This is a genomic window from Flavobacterium glycines (assembly GCF_900100165.1).
Lineage (GTDB): Bacteria > Bacteroidota > Bacteroidia > Flavobacteriales > Flavobacteriaceae > Flavobacterium > Flavobacterium glycines.
The window spans coordinates 1,305,593-1,326,923 of sequence record NZ_FNEO01000001.1 but is presented as its reverse complement, the minus strand read 5'-3'; the positions used below and the strand labels follow the sequence as shown (position 1 = coordinate 1,326,923).

General features: G+C 33.2%; 24 protein-coding genes. 7 read left to right on the top strand and 17 right to left on the bottom strand.

Annotated elements, in window-relative coordinates; all coding sequences use genetic code 11:
• Positions 1 to 198: 198 nt before the first annotated feature.
• From BLR17_RS05295 to BLR17_RS05275, 5 genes are all read left to right on the top strand, one after another.
• Complete coding sequence (locus BLR17_RS05295) at positions 199 to 1,014, top strand: DUF6268 family outer membrane beta-barrel protein (protein ID WP_139068341.1); 816 nt, start codon at positions 199 to 201, stop codon at positions 1,012 to 1,014.
• Positions 1,015 to 1,029: 15 nt separating this feature from the next.
• The gene (locus BLR17_RS05290) at positions 1,030 to 2,037 is read left to right on the top strand and encodes a Kelch repeat-containing protein (protein ID WP_066326983.1); all 1,008 of its coding nucleotides are present in this window, start codon (positions 1,030 to 1,032) and stop codon (positions 2,035 to 2,037) included.
• A gap of 133 nt (positions 2,038 to 2,170) precedes the next feature.
• Positions 2,171 to 2,383, top strand: a complete 213-nt coding sequence (locus BLR17_RS16555; protein ID WP_245683115.1) for a DUF4907 domain-containing protein — start codon at positions 2,171 to 2,173, stop codon at positions 2,381 to 2,383.
• Complete coding sequence (locus tag BLR17_RS05280) at positions 2,384 to 3,466, top strand: sensor histidine kinase (protein ID WP_066326985.1); 1,083 nt, start codon at positions 2,384 to 2,386, stop codon at positions 3,464 to 3,466.
• 5 nt (positions 3,467 to 3,471) lie between these two features.
• Positions 3,472 to 4,191, top strand: coding sequence for a LytR/AlgR family response regulator transcription factor (locus tag BLR17_RS05275; RefSeq protein ID WP_066327551.1), 720 nt, complete (start codon positions 3,472 to 3,474; stop codon positions 4,189 to 4,191).
• Here the strand turns inward: BLR17_RS05275 and BLR17_RS05270 are convergent, their stop codons facing one another.
• Positions 4,192 to 4,710, bottom strand: a complete 519-nt coding sequence (locus BLR17_RS05270; protein WP_066326988.1) for a gamma carbonic anhydrase family protein — start codon at positions 4,708 to 4,710, stop codon at positions 4,192 to 4,194. It abuts the gene before it with no gap.
• 14 nt (positions 4,711 to 4,724) lie between these two features.
• Positions 4,725 to 5,723 (bottom strand): PorP/SprF family type IX secretion system membrane protein, encoded by a 999-nt coding sequence (locus tag BLR17_RS05265; protein ID WP_066326989.1) that lies wholly within the window; start codon positions 5,721 to 5,723, stop codon positions 4,725 to 4,727.
• A gap of 145 nt (positions 5,724 to 5,868) precedes the next feature.
• Between BLR17_RS05265 and BLR17_RS05260 the strand changes: the two genes are divergently transcribed.
• The gene (locus tag BLR17_RS05260) at positions 5,869 to 6,768 is read left to right on the top strand and encodes a NifU family protein (RefSeq protein ID WP_066326990.1); all 900 of its coding nucleotides are present in this window, start codon (positions 5,869 to 5,871) and stop codon (positions 6,766 to 6,768) included.
• Positions 6,769 to 6,906: 138 nt separating this feature from the next.
• On the opposite strand, the gene tsaB is transcribed toward BLR17_RS05260, so the two are convergent.
• From tsaB to BLR17_RS05245, 3 genes are all read right to left on the bottom strand, one after another.
• The gene (gene tsaB / locus BLR17_RS05255; RefSeq protein WP_066326994.1) at positions 6,907 to 7,575 is read right to left on the bottom strand and encodes a tRNA (adenosine(37)-N6)-threonylcarbamoyltransferase complex dimerization subunit type 1 TsaB; all 669 of its coding nucleotides are present in this window, start codon (positions 7,573 to 7,575) and stop codon (positions 6,907 to 6,909) included.
• 61 nt (positions 7,576 to 7,636) lie between these two features.
• The gene (locus BLR17_RS05250) at positions 7,637 to 8,932 is read right to left on the bottom strand and encodes an efflux RND transporter periplasmic adaptor subunit (protein WP_066326996.1); all 1,296 of its coding nucleotides are present in this window, start codon (positions 8,930 to 8,932) and stop codon (positions 7,637 to 7,639) included.
• 7 nt (positions 8,933 to 8,939) lie between these two features.
• Positions 8,940 to 10,313, bottom strand: coding sequence for a TolC family protein (locus BLR17_RS05245; protein WP_066326997.1), 1,374 nt, complete (start codon positions 10,311 to 10,313; stop codon positions 8,940 to 8,942).
• Between the two features lie 180 nt (positions 10,314 to 10,493).
• Between BLR17_RS05245 and BLR17_RS05240 the strand changes: the two genes are divergently transcribed.
• A complete protein-coding gene (locus BLR17_RS05240) occupies positions 10,494 to 11,900 on the top strand; it encodes a DUF4403 family protein (RefSeq protein ID WP_066326998.1) in 1,407 nt (468 codons plus the stop codon).
• Between the two features lie 2 nt (positions 11,901 to 11,902).
• Here BLR17_RS05240 and BLR17_RS05235 read toward each other — a convergent pair whose 3' ends face one another.
• From BLR17_RS05235 to gcvH, 12 genes are all read right to left on the bottom strand, one after another.
• Positions 11,903 to 12,181, bottom strand: a complete 279-nt coding sequence (locus tag BLR17_RS05235) for a hypothetical protein (protein ID WP_066327000.1) — start codon at positions 12,179 to 12,181, stop codon at positions 11,903 to 11,905.
• Positions 12,171 to 12,713 carry a DUF420 domain-containing protein gene (locus BLR17_RS05230; RefSeq protein ID WP_066327002.1) on the bottom strand — a complete coding sequence of 181 codons (543 nt, stop codon included), beginning with the start codon at positions 12,711 to 12,713 and terminating at the stop codon, positions 12,171 to 12,173. Before BLR17_RS05230 ends, BLR17_RS05235 begins: the two co-directional genes overlap by 11 nt.
• 3 nt (positions 12,714 to 12,716) lie before the next feature.
• On the bottom strand, positions 12,717 to 13,403 hold the full coding sequence (locus BLR17_RS05225) for an SCO family protein (protein WP_066327004.1): 687 nt from the start codon (positions 13,401 to 13,403) through the stop codon (positions 12,717 to 12,719).
• Between the two features lie 11 nt (positions 13,404 to 13,414).
• Entirely contained in the window at positions 13,415 to 14,056 is a 642-nt protein-coding gene (locus BLR17_RS05220) for a hypothetical protein (RefSeq protein ID WP_066327005.1), read from the bottom strand.
• Between the two features lie 76 nt (positions 14,057 to 14,132).
• Complete coding sequence (locus BLR17_RS05215) at positions 14,133 to 14,483, bottom strand: cytochrome C oxidase subunit IV family protein (RefSeq protein ID WP_066327006.1); 351 nt, start codon at positions 14,481 to 14,483, stop codon at positions 14,133 to 14,135.
• A gap of 20 nt (positions 14,484 to 14,503) precedes the next feature.
• On the bottom strand, positions 14,504 to 15,475 hold the full coding sequence (locus BLR17_RS05210; protein WP_066327008.1) for a cytochrome c oxidase subunit 3: 972 nt from the start codon (positions 15,473 to 15,475) through the stop codon (positions 14,504 to 14,506).
• A gap of 42 nt (positions 15,476 to 15,517) precedes the next feature.
• Positions 15,518 to 16,105 carry a cytochrome c oxidase subunit 3 gene (locus BLR17_RS05205; RefSeq protein ID WP_066327010.1) on the bottom strand — a complete coding sequence of 196 codons (588 nt, stop codon included), beginning with the start codon at positions 16,103 to 16,105 and terminating at the stop codon, positions 15,518 to 15,520.
• A gap of 2 nt (positions 16,106 to 16,107) precedes the next feature.
• Positions 16,108 to 17,022, bottom strand: coding sequence for a heme o synthase (gene cyoE, locus BLR17_RS05200; protein ID WP_066327011.1), 915 nt, complete (start codon positions 17,020 to 17,022; stop codon positions 16,108 to 16,110).
• A gap of 473 nt (positions 17,023 to 17,495) precedes the next feature.
• Positions 17,496 to 19,601, bottom strand: a complete 2,106-nt coding sequence (locus tag BLR17_RS05195) for a gliding motility protein RemB (protein ID WP_066327012.1) — start codon at positions 19,599 to 19,601, stop codon at positions 17,496 to 17,498.
• A gap of 17 nt (positions 19,602 to 19,618) precedes the next feature.
• On the bottom strand, positions 19,619 to 20,362 hold the full coding sequence (gene deoC / locus BLR17_RS05190; protein WP_066327014.1) for a deoxyribose-phosphate aldolase: 744 nt from the start codon (positions 20,360 to 20,362) through the stop codon (positions 19,619 to 19,621).
• Positions 20,363 to 20,503: 141 nt separating this feature from the next.
• On the bottom strand, positions 20,504 to 20,893 hold the full coding sequence (locus BLR17_RS05185) for a VanZ family protein (protein WP_066327016.1): 390 nt from the start codon (positions 20,891 to 20,893) through the stop codon (positions 20,504 to 20,506).
• The gene (gene gcvH / locus BLR17_RS05180; RefSeq protein ID WP_066327019.1) at positions 20,886 to 21,266 is read right to left on the bottom strand and encodes a glycine cleavage system protein GcvH; all 381 of its coding nucleotides are present in this window, start codon (positions 21,264 to 21,266) and stop codon (positions 20,886 to 20,888) included. Before gcvH ends, BLR17_RS05185 begins: the two co-directional genes overlap by 8 nt.
• Positions 21,267 to 21,331: the final 65 nt, after the last annotated feature.

Genomic DNA, 21,331 nt, shown 5'->3' with positions numbered 1-21,331 from the left:
ATTTTGCATCTATAAAAAACAGTTTTTAATCTACAGAATCGATTAAGATTTTTAAAAAGCATTCGACCTAACAAATAGCCATTTTGTCTATGAAAAAAAGGCATCTATATATCTTCTTTTTTTAAAATAGATAATGAAATTACTTTTGATGCAATAAAGAAATAAATGAAATTAAAATATTATACAACGCTCATTTTTATGATTTCAATTCTCAAAATAACTGCACAAAGCAGCTACTCATTAGAATTGAACATAAAAACGATTCCTACAGCACAAATAACAAAAAATGAAACAGAAGTAGGCTTTTCGTTTTCTAAAGATGTGGATTCAAAAAACAAAATGACAAACAGCATTGGCTATAAAAGCACCCTACTGAATTACAATTTGGACAATTATTATTCGGCAGAGAATAAAAATAATTTCAACCGAATAGAAAACAATCTGGAACTCAGTCATCAATTTAATAAAAAAACAGCATTGAATTTAGAGTTGAAAACAGTTGCCGCTTTCGAAAATAATCTGGATTTTTCAGATGTTAATTTATTTGGCGGAGCCGAATTTCAATATAACTTCAGTCAAAAAAGCAGCATTAATTTAGGTATAAAAAGGATGAGTGTCTTTGGAAAAGCACAAGTACTTCCAACAATAGCTTTTTATAGCAAACTGAACGTAAATACATCCTTAGAACTTGGTTTTCCTAACACGAGTATTCATTATTCCAATAATGACCGAAACACATTTAGTCTGAACAACAGTTTTGATGGTGAATTCTATAAACTCGATCAAAGCAGAACTATCAGTCCCAATTTGAGTGCCGGCAAAATAAGCTTTTCTCAAATGACCACGGCATTCGAATATGAAAGAAATGTAGATAGAAATTGGTTTTTGAATTTTCAGGGAGGCTACCAATTCAACAAAAAATACATCTTAACAGATAACAGAGGAACAACAAAATTCAATTTCGATGCTAATGACGGATACCTCTTCAACATTGGCATAAAATACAAACCGTAACAAATAAACTAAATTATGACTATTTTAAAAGGAAGAACATTAATTACCATGCTATTATTAGGTTTGGTATTTGTAAGTTGTACTAATAATGATGACGAAGAAGAATTATTAGGTAACTGGATTAAAAAATCTTCATTTGATGGACCAGCAAGATCAAGTGCCGCCAGTTTCGTAATTGGTTCCTATGCTTATGTTGCCACAGGTTATACAGGAGATGAATATTTAAAAGATCTTTGGGCGTATAATTCAGATGGTGATTATTGGGAGCAAAAAGCTGATTTTACAGGTGTTGCCAGAAGTTCGGCTTCAGGATTTTCAATAGAAGGGAATGGTTATATTGGTTTGGGATATGATGGAACAAATAAGTTAAAAGATTTCTATCAGTACAACCCGGACAACAACACCTGGACACAAAAAACTGATTTTACAGGAACAGCACGCTATTCGGCCGTTGGCTTTCAAGTAGGAGGAAAAGGCTATTTTGGAACCGGTTACGACGGAAATTATCTAAAAGATTTTTATCAATACGATGCTAATTCTGACACCTGGACACAATTAAATGGTTTTAGCGGAAACAAACGACGCAATGCGGCTGTTTTTGTAATTGATGACAAAGCTTATTTAGGAACAGGCATCAACAACGGAGTATATCAGGTTGATTTTTGGATGTTTGATCCAAGTAACGAAACATGGACCAGAAAACGCGATATCGATCAGGACGACGACGATGACGAATCATACAACGATGATTACAATATTGTACGTACCAATGCATCTGCTTTTTCAATGAATGGATTAGGCTATGTTGTTGCCGGAGAAAGTTCAAAAACCGTTTGGGAATACAATCCTTCAACTGATGTTTGGAACGAAAAAACTTCTCTTGAAGGTTCCGGAAGAACAGACGCAATAGGTTTTGGAATCAACGAAAGAGGTTTTGTATTGTTAGGCCGATCAGGATCTACTTATTATGATGATGTTTGGGAATTAAAACCTCAGGATGAACAAAATGATGATGACAACTAATAAACAATCACAATTCTTCCGGATGTCACTCCGGAAGAATTTTTTATTCAACAAAGGAAAATTCCTCTTACTAATATGCTGTTTATTGCTTTTAGCAGCCTGTAACAACAAACAAGGATTAACTCTGGAGTCCATGAAAACAACTACCGGCTGGGGATATGTAATTAAAAACAACGATAAAATTATTATCAGGCAATCCATCATTCCGGTGATTCAAAATCAAAAGTCATTTGAAAATGAAGAAGAGGCGCTCAAAGTAGGTAATTTGGTATTAGAAAAATTGAGAGCCAAAACATCACCAACAATTACAAAAAAAGATTTAATTTTATTGTCAATTAAAACCTAGATGAACTTAGAAGGAATTACAAACAACAATTCTAACAAAATACTGATTCACAGTATCATTTGGTGTTTTTTAATAATTGCCTCCTTACTGCCTTTTTATCAAAATTTCACCAGCATTAATGCCGAATTTTATATCCAATGGTCCAGTGGTATTGTATTGTTTTATGCTAACTACTTTTATTTTGTACCCAAATTACTTTTACAAAAAAAATATACAGCGTATTTAGCAATAATCGTAAGCCTTGTTACGATTTTAAGCTGTATTAAAATTTTCTATTTCAGCCCTGATTTTCATAAACCGGAAATGGCTCAAAGAATATTTGACATTAATGGAAAAGAAATCATTCGGGATAAAATTTTTCAAAAAAAACCTCCATTTTTCTTTAAATTTTTTCCTTCTTTATTTTATTTATTCATTGTTTCGATTAGCACTTTAATCAAAACACTTTCAGAATTTTACACTAACGAACAAAACAAATTAATTTCTGAAACCAATAAAACATCAACAGAATTAAACTATTTAAGAAAGCAAACTAATCCACATTTTCTGTTCAATGCCTTGAATAGTATTTATTCATTAGCCTATAAAAAATCCGATTTAGTTCCGGATGCTATTGTAACTTTGTCCGAAATGATGCGCTATATGTTGTACGAAACCGACAACAAAGCTGTATCTTTAGAAAAGGAAATCAACTATATTAAAAACTATATCGATTTACAAAAATTGCGATTAAATAACATCGAAAACATCTTTTTAAACATTCATGGCGATACCAGAAACAAATTAATTGAGCCTTTATTACTGATTTCGTTTATTGAAAATGCTTTTAAATATGGAACCGATTATAAAGGAGCCGCTTTTGTAAAAATCAAAATCAGTATAGAAAATAATATCCTGGATTTTTGGATTGAAAATAAAATTGAAAACCAAATCAAAGACCCAAACAACTCCGGAATTGGATTAACCAATATTAAAAACAGACTGAATATTTTATATCCAAACGCACACCAACTAACTATTGAACAAACGGATAACAAATACAGCGTTCATTTGAATTTAGAATTAGAAACATTGGAAAAATAAACATGATGAAGTGTGTAATTATTGATGACGAACCCTTAGCGGTTGATTTAATCAAAGAGTTTGTAAGCAAAGTAGAAAGTCTCGAACTCATCAATACTTTCAATAATGCTATTGATGCCATCGCGATGATTAATACTTCCAATGTGGATTTGATATTTTTAGATATCGAAATGCCACATTTTTCAGGTATCGATTTCCTAAACGCCATTGACAAAAAACCTTTAGTAATTTTCACAACAGCCTATTCCGATTATGCTGTAGAAGGATTTAATCTTGGCGCTGTCGATTATTTGGTAAAACCAATTCCTTTTAATCGGTTTTTAAAATCGGTTATGAGAGCACAACAACTATTTCTTTCTAATAAAACAGCTCCGACAACTACTACTCTTCCGACGGCTACTTCTGAAACTGAACCTGATTTTATGTTTGTGCGTTCAGAATACGAAAATGTAAAAATTAATTTTTCAGATATTTTATTTATCGAAGGATTAAAAGATTATGTAAAAATATACACCACTGATAATAAATACACCCTAACTTTAACCAGCTTAATCAAACTGGAAAACACACTTTCCTCTAAAGGTTTTGCACGAATTCACCGTTCTTATATTATCAATATAAAATATGTAAAATCGATTCAGAAAAACAAGGTGTTAATTGCTGACAAACGCATCCCAATCAGCGAAAGCTATAAGAACGCTTTCTTTGAAAAAATTAATTTGTAATTATTCCTCTTCTTTAAACCAACTGGAATACAACAAATAATTTTCGGCAATACGCTCAATCTCACCAGCAAAACCGGATTGATTTAAGTCTTTGACTTTTTTAGCAGGCACTCCCGCCCAAATAGAGCCCGAAGTAACAACGGTATTTTGGGTAATTACAGCTCCTGCAGCAATAATGGAATTACTTTCGATAGTACAATTATCCATCACAATAGCCCCCATTCCTATTAAAACATTGTCCTGTACCACACAACCATGTACGATGGCATTGTGCCCAATTGAAACATTATTTCCTATTATCGTTGGGTATTTTTGATATGTACAATGAATAACAGCTCCGTCCTGAATATTGACTTTATTACCAATCTTGATATAATTAACATCGCCTCTTACTACAGCATTGAACCAAACACTGCATGAATCACCAAAACTAACATCACCAACAATAGTAGCATTTTCAGCCACATAACAATTTTCTGGAATTATAGGTGATTTTCCGTTAACCGATTTTATCAACATAGCATTTAAAGAAATTAATTAATAGCAGGACAATTACATTCGTATTTCTCACGTTTGCAGAACAAATTAAGCCCTAATGTAATTTGGTGAAAACCTCCTGTGCCAAATTTCACATCTCCCCCTAAATGGGAATAAGTATAAGCGAACATGAAATTATTATAATTCACACCCACAATTGGAGATATGGATTGATAACGTTGTTTTGAAGTTCCATTTCCGTTATTAAATTCGGCACCATCAAAACTGGTTCGATAAGACAAGCCGCCCCATAAACTACCAAAATCCATGTTTTTATAGGCTTTCATATTGATATCAATTGCCTTTTCAGTAGTTAACTCAGTATATTGAAACATTATAGAAGGCTCCCATAAAATTCTGTATTTATCTCCAAAAATATATCCTGAACTCAAAATATACTTTCTCAAATTATCACTTTCATATCCCGTGTAAATCTCACGACGGCTTTCGATGGCATTCTTAACAGTACCATGAACGTAAAAATCCAAATAATTATAAGACATCCCAATATCTACATTGAAATAAGAATCTTTTTGAACTATTGTTCCGTCAACAATCGGATCAAAATCACCTGATTGCAAAAATTTAGTCTCATCCAACTGACTCTGAATTAATCCTCCGCTGATACCAAAAGACAGCTGATTCAAATCGATTTCATCTCTGGAAAACATCAAATGATAAGCATACGTAAACTTGACCCCTTTTTGAGAATGATATCCGTTTTTATCACTAAAAAGTATAATTCCTCCTCCGGCTTTCTCACCTATTCTTCCATTAAAACTCAGCGTTTGCAGAGAAGGTGCATCCTCCTGATCAAACCATTGTTTACGGGCTGTTAATCTTAATTTAGCACAATTAGAAGCTCCTGCCATCGAAGGATGAAGCAGGTAATAATTATCCGAAAGATAATCCGAATACACAGGAATACCCTCCTGAGAATAAGCATACAATCCTATAAAAAAGCAGATTAAAAAGTATTTAGTTTTAGTATACATTTAAAAAATATTAGTCAGGATGAATTGAGAAAACGAAAGAAACTTTGGCTAAAAACTAAAGTTAAGTTAATTTATTCATTAATAATCCAAATATAGTTAATCATAGAAAATAACTTTACTAAATTTGTAAAAATTTACAAAAATCATGACAAAAATAACCGTTAAAGAAACGCAAAACCCAACTATATTAAAGTTTGAATTTGAAGATTTTATTACCCGAAACGAAAGTTTTGAGTTTAAAAACATAGACGAAGCCAAATCTTCACCTCTTGCCCAACAATTATTTTACTTACCATTTGTAAAAACCGTTTATATCTCAGGTAATTTTATTGCTATCGAAAGATTTAGTATTGTTGAATGGGATGATGTTAAGGAAGCTGTAGCTGAGCAAATTGAAAACTTTGTAAACAATGGTGGTGTTATTATCAACCTTGATGAAATCAAACCTAAAAAACAACCTATTACTGTTTACGGTGAAACAACTCCTAATCCTTCGGCATTAAAATTTGTAGTAAGCAGAATGCTAACTAAAAACGCTGTTGAATACAAAAACATCGACCAAACTGCTTCTTCACCATTGGCAAAAGAATTATTCAAATTTCCTTATGTGAAAGAAATTTTCATTGATGAAAATTATATTTCTGTAACCAAATACGATTTGAACAGCTGGGACGAAATCACCTTAGAACTAAGAACTTTCATCAAACAATATATTGAAAATGGTGGAATTGTACTTGACGACAGCGTTGTAATCAATGCCGAAAAGCAAGAGCAAATTAAAAACGAAGAGTTCGAAAAACTGGATGTCACTTCACAACAAATCATCAATATCTTAGAAGAATACGTAAAACCTGCAGTAGCTGCCGACGGTGGAAATATTGCTTTTGAATCGTACGACGAAGAAAGCAAAACGGTTAAGGTAATTCTTCAGGGCGCTTGTAGCGGTTGTCCTTCTTCAACTTTCACCTTAAAATCAGGAATCGAAAACATGTTAAAAAGCATGCTTAACGACGATAGAATTCAGGTGGAAGCGATTAACGCTTAAAACAAAATCACTATAAAAAGCAAAAGCGTTTCAATTGAAACGCTTTTGCTTTTTATACAAACTTCTTAAAAACTATCATTCCATTGTATGAGTCACTTGATGGGATTCCTCCTTCGTCGGAATGACAAGTTTGTGTTACTATTTTTTAGAAGTCATTATCATAAAATCTTTCAGGTAATAAGGTTCAAAATAAGCAACGTCTACAAAATCATTATTCACAAGCTTTTCATAACTAAAAGCACTCATTTCGTTAGCCGATGGATAGACTACATCTTCTAAAAACACAAAATTAGCCTTAGTTAAAACTGTTTTACATTTCCCGGCACAATCACCTACAAAATATAAGGTTTCATCAAATTCCTGAAAAGAATCTTCAGTAATAATCTCAGCCTGAATTGCTCTTTTAGACTCTAAACCGGCTGAAAAAACAGCGCTATACACTTCCATTCTTCTAGCATCCAACATTGGAACAATTATCCCTGATTCTACTCTAACCTGAGCTGCCAAAGCTTTTAAAGTATCCACAGCAATTAACGGAATCCCTAGAGCATAACACAAACCTTTCGCCGCAGAAACACCAATTCGCAATCCTGTATAAGAACCCGGCCCCTGACTTACAGCAATAGCAACTAAATCTTTATAACTTATTCCGGCTTCTTTTATACTTTCTTCAATAAAAACATGCAAACGCTCTGCATGAGAATAACCTTCTTCGGCTATTTCATTACAAACAATCGTTTTCCCTTCTTTAGCAATTGAAACAGAACATCTTTTAGTAGCCGTTTCTATATTCAGTATATAATTCAATGGTAATTTATTTTTTTTGCAAAGGTCTAAAAAATTCAAATGCGTTTTACAATGAACCCACTTATTTCTTAGCTCCTTCCTTTTTAAGCTTTACCTTATCTCCCGAATTCAATTCTTTACTCACAGTAGTATAAGGCCCCGTTATAACTTCATCCCCACTTTTCACTCCGCTGAGAATTTCTATATTGGTATCATCCTGAATTCCTGTTTTTACAATCTTAATTTTAGCTTTCTCCCCTACTTTCAGGAAAACGCACTCCAATTTTTTATCGTTTTTAGGAACAGTATTTTTTTCTTCTTTTGGATCAGGATTCTTTTTATCCGATATTTTAACTGCTGTAGTATCCGATTTCACCACTACTGAACTAATAGGCACTGCCAAAACATTTCTTTTCGTTTTCGTAATAATATCCACCGTAGCCGTCATTCCCGGTCTGAAAGGCGAATAAGTCGCCGGTTTGCCTTCTAATAAATCAGCATAAGATTCTTTCAAAATTCGAACCTTAACTTTAAAATTAGTAACCTGATCTGCGGTTAAAGTTGAACTCGCCGAATTAGAAATACTCGTCACCACTCCTTTGAATTGTTTTTTCAAATAGGCATCCACTTCAACATTAGCCAAATCACCTTCTTTGATTTTCACAATATCATTTTCATTGACATCCACTTCTACTTCCATATTATTCAAATTTGCCACACGCATTAATTCGGTTCCGGCCATTTGCTGCGTACCCAAAACTCGTTCCCCTAATTCTACATTAAGTACTGAAATTGTACCATCGGCCGGAGCGTAAATACTGGTTCTTCCCAAATTATCTTTTGCTTCATTCACCGAAGCAGAAGCACTCTGAACACTGTAATATGCCGATTGACGTGTTGCCTTTGCTACCTCAAAAGACGCAATCGATTTATCCCAATCCGACTTAGAAATAATACCTTTTTCAAACAAAACCTTATTCCTTTCATAACTGGATTTTGCTTCTTTAAACTGCGCTTCACTTTGTGTTAATCCGGCCTTAGAACCTGATAATCCCGCCACCGTTCTGTTGAGACTTGACAGATACAAATCGGGATTTATTTTCACTAATAAATCTCCTTTTTTTACTACCTGACCTTCTTTTACGGGCAAATCAATAATTTCTCCGGAAACCATTGAAGCAATTTTCACCTCAATTTCAGGCTGGATTTTCCCGGTTGCCGATACTGTTTCCACAATAGTCATGGGAACTATTTTAGCAATTTCAATTTCTTTTGCTTCGTCTTTATTCCATAAAAGACCTTTTTTCCACAAATACAATGTTGTTCCAAGAACTACTACTAAAACAGCAAGAAGGATATATTTTTTTTTCTTTGACATAATGTATCTAATTTTTTACAATAGGAATTCCAAAATAGAATTCTAATATTTTTGTTTTAAAAATATAATCGTATTTAGCTCTTAATACTTCTGATTGCGCTCCTGAAAGTAAGGTTTGTGACTGACTCAATTCGAATGCATTCATCAATCCCACTTCAAATTTTTCTCTGGCATAATTATACGATTCTAACCTAGAATCCAAGGCCTGAACAGCAGATTCATACGCTTTCAAAGCACCTTTAGCATCAGTAAAAGCAGTATACACATTACGTTGTAAATCCAATTCCTGTTGTTCTAATGCTATTTTCGATTTCTCAAAATTTACTTTAGTCCGCTCCACATTATTACGGGTTGCAAAACCATTAAAAATTGGAATATTCAATTGCCCGCCAAAAGACTGCCCTTTATTATCACTAAACTGATCAAAAAATTTAGGTGGAGACTGAGTACCAATAATTGCTCCTGTTGTATTATCCCTCAAAGCCACATCAGCATAAGAGACACGGCTGTTAAAATTATAAAAACCTCTCAATGTAGGTTGGTAAGCTCCTTTGGCAATACTCACATTTTTCTGAGCAATCTCTAAATTGGTCTGAGCAATTTTCAACTCCATGCGCTCTTGCTTTGCTTTGTCATAAATCGCTGTTGGCGTTTGCGACAAAATAGCCTGATCCATTTGAAATTCATTCGCATCATCAACATCAAAATTCTCAAAACTGTCTAATTGCAGCAACTGAGCCAAACTTAATTTAGAAATCAACAAAGCATTTTCGGCTGTTATTACTTTTTGATTGTCCGAAGCAATAGTAGCCTTAACATCTAACAAATCACCTTTAGGCAAATTTCCGGCATTGACTAATTCTTCCGTTCGTTTTAATTGTTTATTATCAATTGCCAATTGTTCATTTTGAACCTTTAAATTCTCTTTATTAAAAAGCACCTGCAAAAAAGCATTTGCCACATTCAATGCAATATCTTCCTGCATTTTTTGCAATTGGTATTTGGATGCCAAAATGGAAAGATTTGCTTTTCTTAAATTATTTACATTTTGTAAACCTTTGTAAATATCAATCCCAACATTGGCTCCCGCCGATGTAAATTGAGTAGTTTGATTTTTTAAAAGTCCCGTAGTGATATCCTGATTCAAACCAATATTCCAGGAATGTGATGCCGAAGCGGATACCGTAGGCAGGAATTTACCAAAAGCATCTTTTTTATCAATCCCAGCTGTTTGGGTATCTAACTCCGATTGACGAATGGAAATATTATGATCTAAAGCATATTTTACACACTCTTCCAAAGACCATTTCTTAGATTGTCCATTGCAATAAAAACTTAGAAAAAGCAAGAGTAGTAAACTCCTATGTTTGATTAAATTCATATCATCCAAATAAAATGAAGTAAAGTTACTACACAAAAATAAATTTTTATTACTTAAGAATACACACATCTGAAGAAAACATTTTAAAATCTTAAATATAAAACTAACAGCAATTTAGCTATATCTTTTTTCGACGGAAATTAAAAGCTTTTTCTAAATTTACGCCTTCAAATCAGTCGAATGAAAAAAATCATATATTCTCTCGTTTCTTTCTGTTTATTAAGCTTTTTAAGCTGCTCAACTTCTCATAAACTGGCCACATTAAAACCGGAACCGGATGACGCAAGTCCAATAGTATACAACAATGTTCCTTCATTTATTAATTTACCCATTAGTATTAAACTAAAAGATATTGAAAACAAAACCAATCTTTTTTTAAATGGTTTAATTTACGAAGACAACAACATTGAAGATGACGATATCGAAATGAAAATTTGGAAATTAGCACCTATCACAATTAAAAACAGTAATGATGCTAATTCGGAAAAAATCACTACAATTCTTCCTTTAAAAGCCAACATCAAATATAGAATTGGAACTAAAACCATGGGAGTTTCACTTTACAACACCAAAGAATTCAATCTTAATGGAATTGTAACCCTTAACAGCAAAGTGAACTTAAACAACTGGAAACTCAAAACGCTAACTGAATTAAGTTCTCTGGATTGGAACGAAAGTCCAACTATGACTGTTTTTGGCAAAAACATGCCGGTTACATATTTAATCAATCCTTCAATAAAATTATTCAAATCAAAAATTGAAAAAAAGATCGATGAAGCAATTGAAAAATCAACCGATTTTAAACCAAATGTCTTAACAGCTTTAGAAAAAATCTGCACTCCATTCCAAATGAATGAAGCCTATGAAAGCTGGCTAAGAATTGTTCCATTAGAAATTTACTCAACAACGTCACATTTAAAAAATGATTCCTTTTTATTGCAAATGGGAATCAAATGCAATATGGAAACCATCATCGGGCAAACCCCTGAACCTAAATTTGACAGCAATAAAATCACGTTAAAAACAGTAAACAAAATTCCAAATCAAATTAACGCCAACATTATTGCGGTGTCCAGCTATCAGGATGCTTCCAGAATTATGAAGAAAAATTTTGCCGGACAAGAATTTACTTCCGGATCCAGAAAAGTTACTGTTCAGGACGTAAATATCTGGCATAAAAGCGGAAAAATGGTAATTGCCCTGGATCTGACAGGCTCGATAAACGGAACCATCTATTTAGCCGGATTTCCAAAATACAATACCGAAAAAAAAGAAATTTATTTTGACGAACTGGACTATGTTCTGGATACTAAAAACAAATTGTTACGAACAGCCAACTGGCTTGCACAAGGAATAATTTTGAAAAAAATACAGCAAAATTGCCGCTATTCCATTAAACCGAATTTGGATGAAGGCAAAAAAAACATGCTGAATTACATGAATAATTATTCACCAATGACCGGCGTTTTTGTAAATGGCAAAATGGATGATATTCAATTTCAAAAAATTGAATTGAGTCAAAATGCTATTATTGCATTTGTAAAAATAAATGGAGAAATCAACATCTCTGTTGACGGATTAGAATAAATCTATTCTGTTTTTGATTTGCTTTTTCTCATTTTATAAACAAAATAACCCACAAGAGCTACTAATAAATAGGGAATAACCATTAAATAAACAATTCCATCATTTACAGCCTTGGCTTGTTCCACATTAGCATCATTAGTTAATGCTGCTCTACACATAGCACATTGCGCATTTGCAGAAAGAGCATAGAAAAAAGAGAAAAGGATAAAGATATATTCTAACTTAAAAATATTCTTTTCTCTTTGTTCTTGGTTCTTTTTTCTTTTTTCTTTAGTGTGCATAATAAGGAGCAATCATTAAATATACAATAACACCAGTTACTGCCACATACAACCAAATAGGAAAAGTAATTTTGGCTATTTTTTTATGCTTATCAAATACCTGAGCTAAAGCACGAACATAAGTGATTAAAACCAAAGGAATAATAGCAACAGAAAGAATGATATGAGTTACCAGAATAAAATAGTACACATACTTAATAACTCCTTCTCCTCCAAATTTTGTAGAATCAGAAGTCATATGATAAGCCACATACATTCCTAAAAAAGCAACTGAACAGGCTATAGCCGTCTTCATTAAATTTTCATGCAATTGTCTGTTTCCATTTTTTATAGCTCTTACCGCTAAAACCAATATAACCGCTGTAATTCCGTTTATAGTAGCATAAATAGGTGGTAAAAAAGAAAGAGGCTCTACATCATAACCTAATTTTCTTAAATTAACTCCAAAAAGCAATGCCACTACTAATGGAATGGCTACCGACAAAACTACAATCCACTTATTATATTTTGTTTCCAAATTTTGTTTCTCCATGATTTATTCTGCTAATAAAATACTTATATCCTGTTGAATGTCTCTAACTCCTGATTTTTCTAATCCATCATAGTATAAAATTGGATTGCCAAATTCATCTTTCCTACAACGAATATTTCCATTTTTATCTATTAATGCAAACATACCCGAATGTTCAAATCCACCATTCACCTTAGCATTTTCACCTGCATAAAGATTAAAACCTTTGTTAGCCAAATCAAATATTGTTTGCCTGTCACCTGTCAAAAAATTCCAGTTAGAAGACTTCACTCCTATCAACTGCGCATGATCTTTTAAAACTGCAGGTGTATCATGCATAGGATCAATAGTTATAGAAACAATTCCAAAATTAGGATTTCCAAAGAATTTTTTTTCAAGAACCAACATACTTTGGTTCATTTTTGGACAAATAGAAGGACAAGTGGTAAAGAAAAATTCTAAAACATAAACCTTTCCTTTGTAACTGGCATTAGTTATCTTCTTCCCATCCTGATTTGTTAATTCAAATTTAGGAGCAGGACCAATTTTTTCCAAAACCCCATCAGTATCTGAAAAAGAAGAAAGCTTATCCAAACGATCGGCTTTTACTACATTACTGTTTTGAACACGGGAAATAATCTTAGGCACGGCATAAATACCAAAGATCAAAACTATAAATGCGATTCCAATAAAGGACTTATTTTTTAACATAAATAAACGATTTACAATTGCTTAGTTGCGTTGTGATTCTTTTTAAGCGCTGCACGATATTCATAAAGAATAACTTTAAAATCATCCAGCATTTCGTTACTTAACTCAGAAGGATGAAAAGTATCATAACCCTCCAAATAATCTTTTTTGTCTTTACGACCTCTTAAATTCCTTTCTTTGTCAATTATATAAACATTAGAAGTTCCAAAATTGACATCTAATTTATTGACTAATTTCAATTGAGTATAATACGCTTTAATTTCTTCAGGACTTGCAAAAACAAAATGCCATTGGGATACATCTGTAAAATCATCAAAAGCATCCATGATTTTTTTGACATCTTTTTCGGCACCCAAAGGGCAAACCATCACAAACTGCAAATCTTTAAAGCTATGGTAACGTTGGTAGATTTTTTCATTTAGATTAAACAGATTCCCTCTGTTTTTCAAAATTTCGGTACCAGAGAAACCCAGGATAGTAATTTTATTATTCAAACTCACCTTCTCTCCTTTTAAAGATTCCCAATTTCCTAAATCGGCAACTTTTGAAGTAATAACTGGCAACTTGGTAAAACTATTAACTCCTGAAGCAAAAAAAAGATAAGCAACAATTGGTAATATGAAAAGTACAAAAAGAACAATATTTTTCTTCATCAGGAAAAGTGTTTTTTAAAGTGCAAAAATAAAAAAAGGCACGCAAAGCGTGCCCTTTTTTTGAATTAATATAGTGTTAAAAATTCCATTTTATTGTCGAATCTTTAAAAACCCCATAAATATAATGCCCTTCAGTCAACAGAATGAAAAGTAAGTATAAGACAAGAAAAACAATTGGTAAAACTATAGACCACTTAAGACTGGATTTTTCACCTTCTAAGTGCATAAATGCCCATACAATATAATATGCCTTAAACACTGTAAGTCCATAAAATATCCAATTCAATAAGCTCATACCAAGAAAATATTGGCGATGAATAGCATCTGGCTTATAAATCCCTAAAAACACCTCTATAATTGTAACTACTGATAAAATTGCGAATACTTTCCAAATTCTACCTGCATTTGATTCATGTGCGTGTGCCATAATATAAAAACTTTAAAAAATTAAACTAGATAGAAAACTGTAAATACAAATACCCACACCAAGTCAACAAAGTGCCAGTATAAACCAACTTTCTCTACCATTTCATAACTTTTTCTTTTCTCATATGTTCCCAACAACACATTGAAGAAAATAATAATATTAATAATAACTCCGGAAAATACGTGGAATCCGTGGAAACCAGTAATAAAGAAGAAGAAATCAGCAAACAACTTACTTCCGTATTCGTTTCTTTCTAAGTTAGCTCCCTCAACCACATAAACAGCATCTTTTAATCTTGCTTCAGATTGAGCTCTTGTAAGAACAGTTTTTTGTTTATCATGAATAAGTTCAGTTCTAATCAACACATCAGGATGCGCTTTAAAACCAGCCTGAACCTCAGCAACTGAGTAAGAAGGCAAATTAGCTTCTTCCTGAAACCATGTACCACGACTTCTTGTCAATTGTGCTCTTTCTTCAGGTAATTTCACTGCAAAATCAGCAAGTGCAATTTGTTTACCATCTTTAACAAACTGAAGAATACTTCCTCCTTTTGTTTCAACAGCTCCGTATTCTCCTTTGATAAAGTTTTTCCACTCCCAAGCCTGAGAACCAACGAAAATTAAACCACCAATAATGGTTAAAAACATATACACTATTACTTTATTTTTCTTCATTTGGTGACCTGCATCAACAGCTAAAACCATCGTTACAGATGAAAAGATCAAAATAAAAGTCATAAATGCCACATAATACATAGGAGCAGTAACTCCATGCATAAATGGGAAGTGAGTAAACACTTCATCGGCCAATGGCCAGGTTTCAATAAATTTAAATCTTGAAAAACCGTAAGCCGCTAAAAATCCTGAGAACGTCAAGGCATCAGACATGATAAAGAACCACATCATCATTTTACCATAACTTGCTCTCATTGGCTCATTGCCGCCTCCCCAAGTTGTTTCTTCATTATTTGCAGTAGTAACTGTCGCTTCCATAAAAGTTATTCGTTAAAAAGTTCCCAAATTTACGTTTTTTTCTTATTTAAAGAAATATATAAATAAAAATAATAAAACCCATAGTAAATCTAAAAAGTGCCAATACATTGCACCTAGTTCTATACCAAGAGTTTGAGTCGAATTGTATTTTTGTTTAAAATGATTATAAATTATAATTAAAAGTGAAATCAAGCCACCCGCTAAGTGCAACAAGTGCATAAAAGCTATAATATAAAGAAAAGTCACCGTAATCGAACTCCCCTGACCCGTCATATAATAACCACTTTCGATGATTTGACCAAAGCCCTCAAACTGCGAAACCACAAAAGACACTCCTAACGCTAAAGTAGCCAGAAGCATTAAGGTAGTCTGACTGCGATCATCCTTTTGAATCGCTTTTTTTGCCAGATGAAAAGTAACGCTGCAAGCCACAATCAGCACAGTACTCACATAAAAAGCGGTTGGCAACTGAAAATCCTTCAACCAGTCCACCCTTGACTTACTTACTATAAAAGCACTCGTCAAACCCGCAAACATCATAAACATACTCACCATCGCAAACAACAAAATCATCTTAGACGACTTCGCACTGCGTTGTTTTTGCTCTTCTGTTGTTATTGTAACACTCATAACTATCTTAAAAATTTATCTATTATATAAACCAATTGCAACAATGAAATATAAGAAACACTCACCAACATTAAGGTTCGGGCCGCCTTAGCCGTTTTCTTTTTATGAAGCTGAATCGCATAAAACAACATCCACATCCCTAATAAAAACACCGCAACAGCTGCATAAGGAGTAACAAACAGTTTTCCGGTATAACCCAAACTTGGCAAAAGAGAAGCAATAATTAACCAAACGGTATATAAAATCACCTGCATAGCAGTTCCATTATCCTGTTTTCCTGTTGGCAACATATAAAAACCTGCTTTTGCATAATCATCATATAAAAACCAACCAATAGCCCAAAAATGAGGAAATTGCCAAAAAAACTGAATCAAAAACAAAGTCCCGGCCTCAATTCCAAAATCACCAGTCGCAGCCACCCAACCCAACATAAAAGGAATCGCTCCCGGAAAAGCCCCCACAAAAACCGATAAAGAAGTAATGGTTTTAAGCGGTGTATAAACACAAGTATATAAAAAGATAGATATAGCCCCGAACATGGCCGTTTTAGGGTTAATCATGTACAACAAAACCAAACCAATAACAGTAAGTAAACCTGCAACTGCCAAAGCCACGCCAGAAGACATTCTGCCTGATGGCACAGGACGGTTTTTAGTACGATCCATCAAAATATCCAAATCCTTTTCAATCACCTGATTAAAAGCATTCGAAGCCCCCACCATACAATAACCACCCACACAAAGCATCAATAAAACCGACCATTGAAACGGCTGATTATCATTAAAACCTAAAAGATATCCGGCAATAGACGAAAACAACACACTAATAGCCAATCCTGCCTTGGTGATTTCTTTAAAATCGGTAAAAATAGATTTCAGGGAAAATGTAGTTGTAGTTGTGCTCAATGCGGTTTTCATTAGGTTTTTGTAAAACTGCTGCAAAAGTAACGCTTCAAAAGGGAATTGACAAAAAACTAATCATAAATTATTGTTGAAGAAAAATTTAACTTTCGCAGAATAACAACTTAAAAGTTTATTCTGATAATTGTGTCGCAAACACTAGATTTTATTTTCTAATTTTATGTAGATATTTCAGCGTAATCTAACATTAAAAAAGTGTTACTATTCTTTTTTTCTTATTTTTTTTAATACAATCATCAAAACACCTATTATTAGAATATTAAAAATCATTAAACAATAAGTTTCTCTATCAATCCTATCTGGAATATTATGCCCACTAGCACCACTGAGAAACCACATAAAGCAAATAAATAAAAATATCACACTAAACAACACCAAAAGAAAACATACTATTCTTCTCATTATGAATTTTATTTAAGAGTATAACTTACAAAAGCTCCTATTTTTTTCAGTCAAGTCCATAACAATTATCAATAATCAAAATACCAGTTAAAAATATCCGAACGCACTCCAATAGAAAACCAATTCGTACTTTCTTTAAAAACCGTTGCTGTATTTTCCTTTGGATTAAAATCTCTGTAAATATAACTCGCAAATAGTTTCAAATTGGTTGACGGATTAATCAAATAACCACCCTGAACATCCGTCATGAAAAATTTGGTTTTATTCCCCTGACCTACTTTCACGCCAGAATCAGCATAACGATCCAAATCATAATCACGGTAAATATTTGCTCCATAATTAGAATTCGCTCCCGAAGCTGCAAAATCAAAACCTCTTACCGCAGATGTTAATTTAAAATCAGCAAACCATCTTCCCTGATGGTAGCGGGCAATAGCGATGAATTCACCAAAATTAGCTCCCCATTGATGTCCTAAACTTTGATTGTTATGACCGTAATTGGTAATTGGTTCACTGTGCGAATACACATAAGGCCGTACACGGTTGTATTCCAGTTGCAATAACAAATTAGGCACATTGAAAGCATTGTAATATTTCGCACCTAATTGGTAACCATATTTATTTTTCCAACTATTATCGCCTTCCTTAATATCATTCAAAGAAAACTCGTCTAAGAGAAATTGTCCGTAAAAATTAATTTGATTGTTCCATTTGTATTTAAATGTCAAACCAAGCAAAGCATTCCCCGACTTAGAAGAAGACCCAAATTCAACCGCACGGTAAAAAATAATCGGATTAATAAAACTGGCATCAAATCCTCTGTCATTACTATTCGTCCACACCACCGATTCGAAGAAACCCAAATTTAATCGATTAGAAACATTCCAACTCAAATAGTGATTGGCCATAAATTTAGTCGCATAGGTTTTATCAACCGTAACTTCCGGACGGATATCTTTGAGCCACATAAAAGTATTGGTATATTTTATCTTCCAAAACTTAGTATTTAACTTAAAATAAGGATACGGACTCGCACCGTCACTTTCTAACAACGAACGGTATCCATCACCAATAAAATTTCGACCATAACCCAATTGCATATCCATAAATGTATTGGGAGCAAAAGTGATATTGGCTTCCGCCAAAGGAAAATCGTAGGCATCGGTTTTAAATTGTTTAGCAATACCAATGCCCGGAATTACCGCAGGATTACCACCCGATGGTTTTATAGACGCAGCATATTGGTTATAATAGTCCGCAAAACGCCCCTGACTTTCAAAAATAGTCGTAGTAAAATTAAGTTTACTTCCTAAACCTCCTCTAAAATTAATAGCTCTTGTATTGACAAATGTATTAACCGATTTATTCCCCGAAGCCCTTCCTAATTGTAAATCCAACACAGGATTCAATGTAAACCAATAATCTTCTCCTTTAATTTCAACCGTATTTTCATTCCATAATTTTCGCGTCCACCAGCCGGAAGTTTCTTTCTCTAACTTCTCATTTTGCTGTTTTATATTGTAATACTTGGCAACTTCAACATAAGTATAAGGTTTAGATGCCGTATGATTATTGCTTCCCACCTGGTTTAAAGCTGCATCAAATTGCGCATAATAACTATGCGAAAACGGAATATTTAAATGACTTTCAAACTCAGGATTATTGTATTTATGATACACAATAGAATCCAATTCCGTCAATTGTTGGGTTGTATTTCTAAGAATATCTGCTTTAGCTAAATTCTCAGCTGCCAGAGTCGCAGCACTTTTTAATGGTATGGCTATTGTTATATTATATTTCGAATATTCCGGTTTTCCATTATATGTTGCCGGAATAATTTTTGGAAATTTGGCAAAAACCCTTTTGGTTTCGGCTATTAAATTCTCATCAACGGCATTCACATAAATCACCTTAAAAAAACCACTAGCATCTACTTCAAAAAGTACTTTTACATTTCCTTTAAAATTACTTTGCACCAAATTCTCAGGAACAACAAAATTTTGAAAAACAAATTCCTGTACTTCGGTATAAAAACAATTTTCTAATGCTTTATCCTCTAAATTTACACAAGCAGGAAAAACAGGAAATCGTTCCGAAACTAACAACTTATCATTTTGAGCATAACTCAAAACACCTGTAAAACAAAAAAATAAAATCAGCCTAAATTTATTCATATGGTTTTTAGTCTTTTTTAATATCCATCTTGATTATTCCCTCCATTGACAATTGCTTTTGCCGATGAAGTCCCTATCCGTTTTACACCTAATTGAATCATTGCTACCGCATCGTCATAAGTACGAACGCCGCCTGCCGCCTTAACCGGAAGTGGAGAAGCATTTTCTAACATCATAATTACAGATTGAATCGTGGCTCCGTTAGGTTCATTATACTGCGTTTTATAAAAACCTGTAGATGATTTTACAAAAACCGAAGTATAATCAACTTCTTTAAAATGGGCTATAACCACATTTTTTATCAAAGCCGATAGTTGAATAATTTGCCTATCTGTTAAAGCCGCTACTTCAATAATCCATTTAATTATTTTATTATGTGCCAATGCCAATTGGGTTCCTTTCAAGATTTCTTCTTTCACCAAATCAATTTCATCATTTTTAAAAGCTTCATAATTACACACAAAATCCAATTCATCAGCTCCATCCGCAATGGCCTGAGCTGCTTCTTCTAATTTTGCTTCGATTGTCGAATTCCCTTCCGGAAAATCAATCACCGTCCCTACTTTTACATTCGAAGATGCATTTAAAATAATTTGTTTCGCCAAAGACACCATTTCCGGTCGAATCATAATCAACTTAAATCTTTCCTGAATAGCTTCTTTTACAAAAACCATTACAACTTCCTGATTTTGGTTTTCATCAAGACCTGCCTGTGAAGCTGTTTTTAAATAAGTTGAATCTATAAACGATCTAATATCCATTTATTACTGATTTTCATTTGTCCTTCACTCACAAAAATACATTTAATATTGTAATGCATTGAAGAAATCATTTTTTGATTAGTACTGAATTTAGACAATCAAATTAAATACAAATAAAAAATCCTGCCGAAGCAGGACTTTTTATTTCTGGATATTACTTAAAAAATCATTCTTATCTAAAAAAACAATACACAAAATCGCCAGTAATGTTCCGGATGTATTTGCAAAAACATCAGTAACATCACCACTTCTGTAAGTTGTAAAATAGGTTTGGAACAACTCTATTGTACTCCCAAAAGCTAGAGACACAATAAAAACAATCCCTAAAAGTTTAGCGCGCTTTTGCTTTCTAAAATAAAAACGAAACGCATAAAACCACAACACACTAAATACAAAATAAAAAAAAGCGTGAATATATTTGTCAATATAAGAAATCTTGATCTCAGGCAACTCACTTATCCTAATAAGGCAGAGATATAAAATAAATACCGCCCATGACAAGGCAGCACTTAAACTAATTTTCTTAAGCACCGATAAGTTCTTTGTAAGCTTCACTTGTTAACAAAGTATCGTATTCAGCTAAATCAGAAGCCTTAATTTTAATCATCCAACCTTCTCCGTAAGGATCTGAATTTACTAATTCAGGCGCATCTTCTAAACCTGAATTAAATTCAATAATTTCTCCTGATAAAGGAAGAAACAAATCAGAAACTGTTTTTACTGCTTCAACAGTACCAAAAACTTCATCTTTTTCAAGTGTTTGATCTAAAGTTTCCACTTCAACATAAACAATATCACCTAACTCCTTTTGAGCAAAATGTGTGATTCCTACTGTTGCGATATCTCCTTCTAAACGTACCCATTCGTGGTCTTTAGTGTATTTTAAATCTGCCGGTATGCTCATAATAATAGTATTTTGAAATATGAAAATTATTTTTTGGCAAATGTAACAATCTTCAAATTAAATTT

What these genes read in the sequence shown, in the direction of transcription:
- BLR17_RS05295 (WP_139068341.1), top strand. Translation starts at nt 199, where the DNA reads ATGATTTCAATTCTCAAAATAACTGCACAAAGCAGCTACTCATTAGAA.
- BLR17_RS05290 (WP_066326983.1), top strand. Translation starts at nt 1,030, where the DNA reads ATGACTATTTTAAAAGGAAGAACATTAATTACCATGCTATTATTAGGT.
- BLR17_RS16555 (WP_245683115.1), top strand. Translation starts at nt 2,171, where the DNA reads ATGAAAACAACTACCGGCTGGGGATATGTAATTAAAAACAACGATAAA.
- BLR17_RS05280 (WP_066326985.1), top strand. Translation starts at nt 2,384, where the DNA reads ATGAACTTAGAAGGAATTACAAACAACAATTCTAACAAAATACTGATT.
- BLR17_RS05275 (WP_066327551.1), top strand. Translation starts at nt 3,472, where the DNA reads ATGAAGTGTGTAATTATTGATGACGAACCCTTAGCGGTTGATTTAATC.
- BLR17_RS05270 (WP_066326988.1), bottom strand. Translation starts at nt 4,710, where the DNA reads ATGTTGATAAAATCGGTTAACGGAAAATCACCTATAATTCCAGAAAAT.
- BLR17_RS05265 (WP_066326989.1), bottom strand. Translation starts at nt 5,723, where the DNA reads ATGTATACTAAAACTAAATACTTTTTAATCTGCTTTTTTATAGGATTG.
- BLR17_RS05260 (WP_066326990.1), top strand. Translation starts at nt 5,869, where the DNA reads ATGACAAAAATAACCGTTAAAGAAACGCAAAACCCAACTATATTAAAG.
- BLR17_RS05250 (WP_066326996.1), bottom strand. Translation starts at nt 8,932, where the DNA reads ATGTCAAAGAAAAAAAAATATATCCTTCTTGCTGTTTTAGTAGTAGTT.
- BLR17_RS05245 (WP_066326997.1), bottom strand. Translation starts at nt 10,313, where the DNA reads ATGAATTTAATCAAACATAGGAGTTTACTACTCTTGCTTTTTCTAAGT.
- BLR17_RS05240 (WP_066326998.1), top strand. Translation starts at nt 10,494, where the DNA reads ATGAAAAAAATCATATATTCTCTCGTTTCTTTCTGTTTATTAAGCTTT.
- BLR17_RS05235 (WP_066327000.1), bottom strand. Translation starts at nt 12,181, where the DNA reads ATGCACACTAAAGAAAAAAGAAAAAAGAACCAAGAACAAAGAGAAAAG.
- BLR17_RS05230 (WP_066327002.1), bottom strand. Translation starts at nt 12,713, where the DNA reads ATGGAGAAACAAAATTTGGAAACAAAATATAATAAGTGGATTGTAGTT.
- BLR17_RS05225 (WP_066327004.1), bottom strand. Translation starts at nt 13,403, where the DNA reads ATGTTAAAAAATAAGTCCTTTATTGGAATCGCATTTATAGTTTTGATC.
- BLR17_RS05220 (WP_066327005.1), bottom strand. Translation starts at nt 14,056, where the DNA reads ATGAAGAAAAATATTGTTCTTTTTGTACTTTTCATATTACCAATTGTT.
- BLR17_RS05215 (WP_066327006.1), bottom strand. Translation starts at nt 14,483, where the DNA reads ATGGCACACGCACATGAATCAAATGCAGGTAGAATTTGGAAAGTATTC.
- BLR17_RS05210 (WP_066327008.1), bottom strand. Translation starts at nt 15,475, where the DNA reads ATGGAAGCGACAGTTACTACTGCAAATAATGAAGAAACAACTTGGGGA.
- BLR17_RS05205 (WP_066327010.1), bottom strand. Translation starts at nt 16,105, where the DNA reads ATGAGTGTTACAATAACAACAGAAGAGCAAAAACAACGCAGTGCGAAG.
- cyoE (WP_066327011.1), bottom strand. Translation starts at nt 17,022, where the DNA reads ATGAAAACCGCATTGAGCACAACTACAACTACATTTTCCCTGAAATCT.
- BLR17_RS05195 (WP_066327012.1), bottom strand. Translation starts at nt 19,601, where the DNA reads ATGAATAAATTTAGGCTGATTTTATTTTTTTGTTTTACAGGTGTTTTG.
- deoC (WP_066327014.1), bottom strand. Translation starts at nt 20,362, where the DNA reads ATGGATATTAGATCGTTTATAGATTCAACTTATTTAAAAACAGCTTCA.
- gcvH (WP_066327019.1), bottom strand. Translation starts at nt 21,266, where the DNA reads ATGAGCATACCGGCAGATTTAAAATACACTAAAGACCACGAATGGGTA.